The 8,945-nt window shown below is 30.9% G+C and carries 8 protein-coding genes; 2 read left to right on the top strand and 6 right to left on the bottom strand.

Annotation, left to right across the window (positions count from 1 at the left end; translation table 11 throughout):
- Positions 1-271: 271 nt before the first annotated feature.
- A complete protein-coding gene (locus KKC53_06125; GenBank protein MBU2598727.1) occupies positions 272-829 on the top strand; it encodes a LemA family protein in 558 nt (185 codons plus the stop codon).
- Positions 830-861: 32 nt separating this feature from the next.
- Positions 862-2,748, top strand: a complete 1,887-nt coding sequence (locus KKC53_06120) for a DUF2207 domain-containing protein (protein ID MBU2598726.1) — start codon at positions 862-864, stop codon at positions 2,746-2,748.
- 97 nt (positions 2,749-2,845) lie between these two features.
- Here KKC53_06120 and KKC53_06115 read toward each other — a convergent pair whose 3' ends face one another.
- The 6 genes from KKC53_06115 to KKC53_06090 form a co-directional block, all read right to left on the bottom strand.
- Positions 2,846-4,174 carry a TldD/PmbA family protein gene (locus tag KKC53_06115; GenBank protein ID MBU2598725.1) on the bottom strand — a complete coding sequence of 443 codons (1,329 nt, stop codon included), beginning with the start codon at positions 4,172-4,174 and terminating at the stop codon, positions 2,846-2,848.
- On the bottom strand, positions 4,174-5,538 hold the full coding sequence (locus tag KKC53_06110; GenBank protein ID MBU2598724.1) for a TldD/PmbA family protein: 1,365 nt from the start codon (positions 5,536-5,538) through the stop codon (positions 4,174-4,176). The genes KKC53_06115 and KKC53_06110 overlap by 1 nt, the downstream gene beginning before the upstream one ends.
- Before the next feature lie 65 nt (positions 5,539-5,603).
- Positions 5,604-6,326 carry a flavodoxin family protein gene (locus tag KKC53_06105; GenBank protein ID MBU2598723.1) on the bottom strand — a complete coding sequence of 241 codons (723 nt, stop codon included), beginning with the start codon at positions 6,324-6,326 and terminating at the stop codon, positions 5,604-5,606.
- Between the two features lie 185 nt (positions 6,327-6,511).
- Entirely contained in the window at positions 6,512-7,303 is a 792-nt protein-coding gene (locus tag KKC53_06100) for a phosphoribosyltransferase (protein MBU2598722.1), read from the bottom strand.
- Between the two features lie 29 nt (positions 7,304-7,332).
- Positions 7,333-8,256, bottom strand: coding sequence for a DMT family transporter (locus KKC53_06095; protein ID MBU2598721.1), 924 nt, complete (start codon positions 8,254-8,256; stop codon positions 7,333-7,335).
- Between the two features lie 20 nt (positions 8,257-8,276).
- On the bottom strand, positions 8,277-8,945 hold a 669-nt coding region (locus tag KKC53_06090; GenBank protein MBU2598720.1), incomplete at its 5' end, for an aspartate-semialdehyde dehydrogenase.

The raw sequence follows: 8,945 nt of genomic DNA, 5'->3' as shown, positions 1-8,945 counted from the left end.
TTCATATTTAAATTCCTTTTATCTATTTACATATATGTTATACTAAAGCATTAATTAAATATCAGGTCTTTTTTGAAAAATATTCTGCCAATTCTTCCCTACTGCAAGTGATGGGGTGTTCTTGACAGTTCTATATAACTTTTATTATAATTTGATTCATCTTTAGATATAATATGTAGATAATACAATCTGCGATAATTAGAGAAATTTCATAATAATTACAGTACAAATTTTTAAAAAATAAAATTAAATTTTTAGGAAAGGAGAATAAATGGGTTGGTTAATTGTTTTAGCTGTCATTATAGTATTAGCAACTTCTTTTGTTGGTATCTATAACAGGTTGGTTGGTAGTAATATTAAAGTTAATGCTGCCTGGAGTGATATTGATGTTCAGTTAAAGAGAAGATATGATTTAATCGGAAATCTTGTAGAGACTGTGAAAGGTTATGCTTCTCACGAAAAATCTGTGTTTGAGGAAGTAACGAAAGCAAGATCAGTTGCGATGGGAGCAGGTAACCCAGTAGCAAGAGCTGAGGCTGAAGGTGGTTTAACTGCCACATTAAAGACACTGTTCGCTGTAGCAGAAAATTATCCCGAATTAAAGGCAAATCAGAATTTCCTATCCCTTCAAGATGACTTGGAAGAAACTGAAAACAAGATTGAATCTGCAAGACGTTATTACAACGGTACTGTAAGAGATTTCAACACTACGAGAGAAGTATTTCCAAACACTTTAGTAACATCGCTCTTTAGTGGAAAATTCCCAAAGAGAGAAATGTTTGAGGTTGAAAGACCAGAAGAAAGAGAAGCTGTAAAAGTAGAATTCTAAATTTTAAAAATATTGATTAATATTTGAGAAAAATGGGAAAAGGAAAGTTTAAACTCATTTTTATTTCGATCTTCATAGTTACCATTCTTCTTCCTTTTGGTTCAGCACTTGCCCAGGATGAGAAGATAAATGAATTTGATGTGAATATAACAATAAATAGTGATAGCTCAATAGTAGTTACAGAAAAGATAGCTTATGATTTTGGTCCTCAAGATAGACATGGCATATATAGAGATATTCCAATTCGGTATAAAACAGAAGATGGAATTTATAAACTCGATTTTAGAGTATTAAGCGTAGTTGATGAAACTGGATCAAAATATAGATATGATACCAGTACTAAAGGAGATTTTATAAGCATTAAAATTGGTGACCCAAATATATATGTAACTGGAGAGAATATCTATATTATTACTTACGAAATGGGTGGAGCACTTAACTATTTTGATGAATATGATGAACTATATTGGAATGTTACTGGAAATAATTGGAAAATAAATATATATAATGCATCCTGCAAAGTAATGCTTCCACAAAAGATTAAGTCAGATGATATTAAACTTACATGCTATACAGGTAAAATAGATTCAAGAGAAAAAAATTGTAAAAGTGAAATTTCAAGTGAAACTGAAACTTACTTTGCAAGTACCAGAGTACTCTCTCCTGGAGAAGGTTTAACAATCGTATTAGGTTGGCCAAAAGGAATAGTAAAAGAAGTCCCTAAAAAATATTCAACAGATGTTGGCTCTTTATTACTAAAATATCTTCCATACTTAATAGCCCTTTATGTATTTATTGTTCCACTTATTACATTAGGTGCTCTTTCTTTTATTTGGAGTAAATATGGAAAAGACCCAGCTGGAAAAGGAACAATAATTCCTATCTATTCTCCGCCTGATGATTTAACCCCTATGGAAATAGGTTCCATAGTTGACGAAAGAGCTGATTTAAGAGATATTTCAGCTACTATTATAGATTTAGCTGTAAAGGGTTATATGAAGATAAGAGAAATAAAAGAAAAAGGCTTCTTTAAAACAAAAAGAGAGTATGAATTCATTAAGCTAAAAGAAGCAGATAAAAACTTAGAATCTCATGAAAGAGAGCTCTTTAATGCTATTTTTGCTAAAAAACCAGGTGTTCTGGAAAAAGTATTTGATTTTATAAAAATTTTTAATAAAGGTGGAGATTTAATAACTGAAAAAAAATATACTACTCAAGAGGAAGGAAGATTATCTACTTTAAAGATATTTGATAAAAAAGGAAAGATAATAAAAGAAGAAACTACTGAAGAAAAACCTTTAACTGGAAGAACAATTGTTAGATTATCTGAACTTAAAGGTAAGTTCTATGAAAATCTACCAGGCATAAAATCAGTGACATATGAGACGCTTGTAAAGAAGGATTATTTTCCAACAAATCCTGACAGTGTAAGAAATAGATACTATATTTTAGCTGGTATATTTGTAATTATAAATATAATTTCTGCCATTATAATAGGTCTTTTTGGTAGAGCAATGCCAAGAAAAACAAGAAAGGGTAAGCTGACACATGAGGCTATATTAGGTTTTAAGGAATTTCTAACAGTAACAGAAACGGATAGACTGAAGTTCTTTAATGCACCTGAAAAAAGTCCTGAGATGTTTGAAAAATTCCTACCCTATGCTATGGCATTAGGTGTTGAAAAGCAGTGGGCTAAACAGTTTGAAGGAATCTTTGAAAGACCATCAGACTGGTATGAGGGTGATTTTGATATTATTAATGCTGTTATATTCACAAATATGATTAGTGATCTTACAAATAATGTGGATACTGCATTTGCTTCAACTCCTGGAGGTGCTGCTTCAGGCAGAAGTGGATTTAGTGGTGGAGGTGGATTTTCAGGAGGAGGATTTGGTGGAGGCGGTGGAGGAAGCTGGTAATCCTATAGTTAATATAACTACTTAGTTATTTGTTTTAATGCTACTTTATTGTTAGTAGTAAGTTGGCATTATAGTATTTCATAAACACTACAGCTATTTAGTACTTTGTTGCAACACTTAAATTATCAAATAATATTGCTGGTACCCATGCATTATAGTCACCCAAACCTATAAAAGAAGGATGCAATGTATCACCAATATCAATAACATATTTCAATGTTTCATAAATATTACCTGCTATCATTGCATCTTTTACACGACCTATAATTTCACCATTTTCAACATATAATCCAGGATTAACACCAACAGAGTAATCTCCATTAGGAATATTTCCACTGTGAGCTCCGAGCGCACCTTCTATGATTATACCTCTATCAATTGATTTCACTAATTCTGAAAAGGATTTTTTACCAGGTTTTATAGTCATATGAGCAAGCGCAGGTATAGGTTTTAGTGTTATCTGTTCCCCTCCCCATTGGAGAACTTTATACCCATGTCCAGTAGATTCAGCATTCAGTTTAGTTGCATAATTCAGGTCATAGTAGAAACTTTTTAATATCCCATTCTCTATAATTGTTAACGGTTTGCATCTTACACCTTCATCATCAAAAGCTCTTGCTCCAGGATATTTATCATTTAATGAATCATCATAGATTGTTATTTTTTCATTAAATATTTTTTCTCCAATTTTATCGGCAACAGGTGAGATTTTCTCATAAATACTTTTAGAACTTGTTCCACTAAAAATTCTCCCGTTAAGAGTATGCATACTATTTGGCATAAACATCACTTTCATTTTGCCACCTTTTGTTTCCACAACGTTAGATGATAGTGTATAAAGTTCTATTATCTCATTCACAATATCGTCTGGTAACTTTTCAAATTTTTTACTTATAAAAATTCGCCAAATAGCAGAAGCGGATCCAGGATATATTACACCTCCATATATACCGTAAAAAGTCCCTTTTTGAGAAACATCTGTTCCTTTGCTATTTATAATATGAATGTCCTCAATATAAGTAGAGGAAGTTATTGAAATTTCCCCATCTGTTTTGGACCTCAAAATATCGCAAACTCTTGCACATTCTTCTACCATTTTAGTAGTGGACAGATTTTCAACTGAGGGGTTGTATGTGTCGAGCTTGGGGAGCTCTTTTGTAAGAGGAAAATCATAGCTTGCCTCTACTTCTCCTTTAATAGAATCAAGGGCATTCTGTAAAATTTCTTCACGATTTATAAGATTTTTTGTGTAAGCAAATCCAAGCTTACCATTTTTTATTATTCTTAGGCTAATACCTGATTGAAATTTACTTTCTATATCGTGTAGTTTAGCATCCTCAAAGGTAACGGGATTATATATATAATCAATCGAATAAACTTCTGCTTTATCACAAACTTTTTTTGCCATCTCAAGTAATTTTTCCATTACACACCTCCTATTACAATATTATTAACAAGTATGTGTGGACTACCATTACATGAACGAATATTCATCTGACCTTTTCCACATCCTCCTCTTTTTGATAATACAAGGTCATTTCCTACTGCAACAATATTTTTCAATGTTTGATATAAATTGCCTGAAATATTTATATCACGTATCATTTCACCTACTTTTCCATTTCTTATCACATAACCGTATTGCGCACCAAAGGTAAAATTTTCTCCAGCTGTTTGTCCACCTTTAGCATCTAAAATATATAGTCCATCTCCAAGCATATTTAAAAGTTCTTCAAAACTGCTTTTATCAGGCTCTATAAAAATAGTTCCCATTCTGATTATAGGAGGATAACGGAAATCTTCAGCAACACAATGTCCAGAGATTTGTTCTCCAAACTCAGCAGCAGTTCTTTTTGAATGCAGTCTCCCTGTTAAGACTCCATTCTTCATAAGCTGTACGGGACGAACTTCTACTCCTTCATCATCATATTTGTAAAATCCAAGTTGATTAGGTATTAAAGCATTATCTACTATATTTAAAATTTCATTGCCAAGTTTGTTTCCAATCTTCATCTTTTCACGCATAGCTGGAAGGGTTTCTATTATATCTGCTTCAGAAAAATGTCCAAAAGCTTCATGAGTAAATACCCCTGCTAAATGTGGATTTAGAATACAATTATATACTCCTCCTTTAACAGGTTTCGCTTTTAAAAGATTGAGAGTAATAGCAGTTCGCTCTTCAAAATTACTTTCCTGATTTCGAATATTTGAAAATCCATTACTTCCTCCTGCAGAGACTCTAACATTTTGGGTTAAATTTCCCTCTTTACTTATAATCTCACCAAATAACAAGGTTGTTACAAGGTCCTCTCTTATTTCAGTTCCTTCGGTATTGATAAAATATTTTTCTCTAATTACATCTTCATAGTTGATAATTGTTGTAGCTATTTTTTTATATCCAAGCGGAATATTATTATAATCTCTAACAAGTTCAAGTTTCTCAGCCGTAGAAATTTTCCTGGGATCCTCTTTTAATTCTGGAATAAAAATATCCTTAACCACCTCTGTTTTAGCAAGTTTTATTGGTTTTTCTCTGTTCTTAGTAATTAACTGCGCATTTTCAATAGCAGTATTTATAGCTTTCTCACTATCACTCTCTTTTGTAAAAGCAACAGAGGACAATCCACCATTTTTTAAAACTCTTAAAACATAACCATCAGTAGAATTAGAACCTATCTTTGTCAGTTCTTTTCCATTAAAGGAAATTACAGTATCTTTTTTTATTTCATATCGGATATCACTATAATCTGCATCAACCTTGCTGAGAATTGTCCGCATTTTATCAAACATAATACCTCCATTTTTTAAATTTTTAAACAAATCAAATATTTACACAAAATTATAGATTTTCTTGATTATATTTTAATTCTTGATAATAATTTATCACAACCTCTATTTGCAAATTCTATAAACTCATCAACTGAAATAATTGGTTCTTTCAATTTTGAAATTGTTTTCTTAGAAAGTTTTAAATTTTTAACTATTTCTTCTCCTGCTTCCCTTAACAATTCTTTATACTTGCAAAAAAGGGGGTCTGATATTAAAGATGTTTTATAAAGCCATCCACCTCCTCTGTATATTTCAGCAATGACCTCAGAATGTATATTTCTGGCAATTCTTTTAAATAACAAACTTAAAACTTGAAAATGACTTTGCTCTGGATAACCACAATTAGATATCACAACGAATTTTGGATATTTTTCAAATCTCTTTGTGTGTCTACATTCACCTTCTTCATCCCTTTCATAATGAGGATCAATTAAAGGTATAAGTCTATCTATGAAAATTTTCATAATTCCTGTTATATTATCTACATAGATAGGTGTTGCAAAAACTACAATATCTGAAGACATAAATTTTGATAATAGATCTTTCATATCATCCTTAATGATACATTTGCCTGGTGTTTTTACCCAGCAGGTAAAGCAAGATAGACATGGTTTAATTTCTTTTTTGATAAGAAATATATTCTCTACTTCAGCACCCACATCTCTTGCTCCATATAAAAATTCCTCTACCATGACATGTGTATTTCCATTTTTTCCACGATGACTCCCATTAAATACTGTAATCTTCATAATAAAACCTCTATACTTTAATTGAATAATTAATCCAATTTTCTTTCCTTTTATAAAAATTATCCATCGATAAATTTTGAAAGTTTATTTTTCCCTTCTAATCTTTATTAACAGACAAAAAGAGGAAATTATATCTTTTTTGATAATTATAGAGAAAAATCACTTTTAAATTTTATAAGTTTATATTAATTAATATCTCTTAAATATTTTAAAACTTCTTCATCTGAAACATCATACCAGTTTTCATAAGCATCAGCCACAGCGAATGGATATGCATACCTTACATCCAGAGCTATAAGTTTATCTATCTCAGGTCTTACTAATTGATGAGCACTTCCTGATGCTGTTGGAACTGCGACTATAATTTTCTTAGGTTTCTTTTTTTTAACGAATTCAATTGATGCCAACATTGTAAATCCACTTGCAAGACCATCATCAACTAAAATCACAATTTTATCTTTTAGTTTAGGAAATTGTTTTTTACCTCTATATTTCTCTATACGTTTCTTAATCTGCTTTATTGTTTTTTGGATATTTTGTTGAATAATTTCATCAGTAAGTCTTAATGCTAAAATCAGCTTTTCATTTAAAAAGTAGCTCCCATCTGGTGCAACTGCCCCATATCCTGCTTCTGGGTTCCATGGAATCTGAACTTTTCTACAGACTATTACATCAAAATCAGTATTTAATTTTCTTGAAACTTCATATCCAACAGCTACTCCACCATTAGGTATTGCTAACACAATTATGCTTTTTCTAATCTTCTCTGCTTCTTCTTCTTTCCCTAACCTATTTTCTAATTCCTCTTCAGTTTCTTCTTTTACCTTTTCTTCTAAAATGTGTTTTACTACTTTTTTCTTCCTTTTTGTAAATACTTCTTTAGGTTTAATTGCTTTCTCTTCCCTAAGAATATTTAAAGTTTGAAAGAGTTTCTTGGCTAAAATCTTTCCTGCTTCTGTTCTATCTTTAAAAATCATCCCTAAATTTTTCTAAAAAATTTTAATTATTATTTAAAATTAATTTTTGCTCTTATATTTACTATAATCAATCCTGCTATAACGAGAAAACCACCTAAAATAAACATCAAGGTAATTTTTTCTTTAAACATGAAATAACTGATAATTGTTGATAAAACTGGGATTGCATAAAGATAAATGCTAATTTCACTTGCACTTTTTATTTTCAAAACAATATACCATAATCCATATCCTACAACAGTTGAGAAAACGCCAAGGAATATAACTGCGAACCATCCAGTCATCGACATTTTTAAAATTTGATCCAAAAGTGAACCTCTAATAAATGGGGTTAATCCAAGGCTTCCTAAAAACATTGCGTAAGTTGTCAATGATAATGCAGAATATCGAGTTAGAAGTTTTTTACCCGCTATTGTGTATAATGCTGACATTATTGCTGCAATTAATACTGCTAGAACTGCAGAAATATATTCAATATGAATAGAAGCACCTGCTTTTCCCCAAATTGAAATTACAACTACACCGCATAATGCAATAATAACCCCTATCAATTTTTTAAGCCCTATTTTTTCTTTAAGAAATATTGTTGATAATATTATAATCTCAACTGGAACTGTTGCGATTATTAAACTTGCTGCAGCGGGTGAAATGAATTGTTCTCCATAGTTTAGTCCAAGATGATAGACTATTACTCCAAAGAACCCTAAAAGAAATATTGGAACTATATCTTTTTTATGTAGTTTTGAAAATCTTTTTTTTTGAAAAAAAAGAATTAAAATCAAAACAAGGCATGCAATAAGAAATCTCATTATTGTAAGATTAACAAATGAAAGTTCTTCTAAACCAATTTTTATAAATAGAAAAGCAAAAGCCCAAACTACTACTAAAATTGTAATTGTTATCACAAATTTCAATTTTGAAAAATTGGTAAAATTTGATTTGTTTTCATTCATCTTCGCATCATATTAAAAATTTAAACAAGATTTTTCTCTATTAAAATTTCTGCAATCTGTATAGCATTTGTAGCTGCACCTTTTCTAAGTTGGTCAGATACTATCCAGAGATTTAGTCCACCTTCAACAGAATCATCTTCCCTGATTCTACCTACATAAACCAAATCATTTCCAGAAGAGTTTAGAGTTGTGGGGTATATTAAATTTTCCGGGTCATCCATAACTTTTACTCCAGGGGCTTTACTTAATATATCTCTAACTTCTTCTTTTGTTAATTTTGATTCTAACTCTAAATTGACAGACAGTGAGTGTGATGTAAATACAGGAACTCTAACTGAAGTGGTAGTTATTTTTATAGAATTGTCGCCTATTATTTTATGAGTCTCGTGAACCATTTTCATTTCTTCTTTTGTGTAGCCATCTTCATAAAAATCATCAATATGTGGTAAGACATTAAATGCTATCTGAACTGGGTAAACCTCCGATATCACCTCTTCACCGTTAAGAACTGCTCTCGATTGTTCCTCTAATTCCTCAATTGCTTCCCTTCCAGTCCCAGATACAGCCTGATATGTTGAAGTAACTATTCTTTTAATCTTTGAGATTTTGTGAATTGGATTAATTGCCACTACCATTACAATTGTAGAGCAATTTGGATTTGAAATTATTCCATTGTGCCATAAAACATC

The organism is Actinomycetota bacterium, from assembly GCA_018830725.1.
In the GTDB taxonomy this organism is placed as follows: domain Bacteria; phylum Actinomycetota; class Humimicrobiia; order JAHJRV01; family JAHJRV01; genus JAHJRV01.
This window is presented reverse-complemented; position numbering and strand designations above follow the sequence as displayed.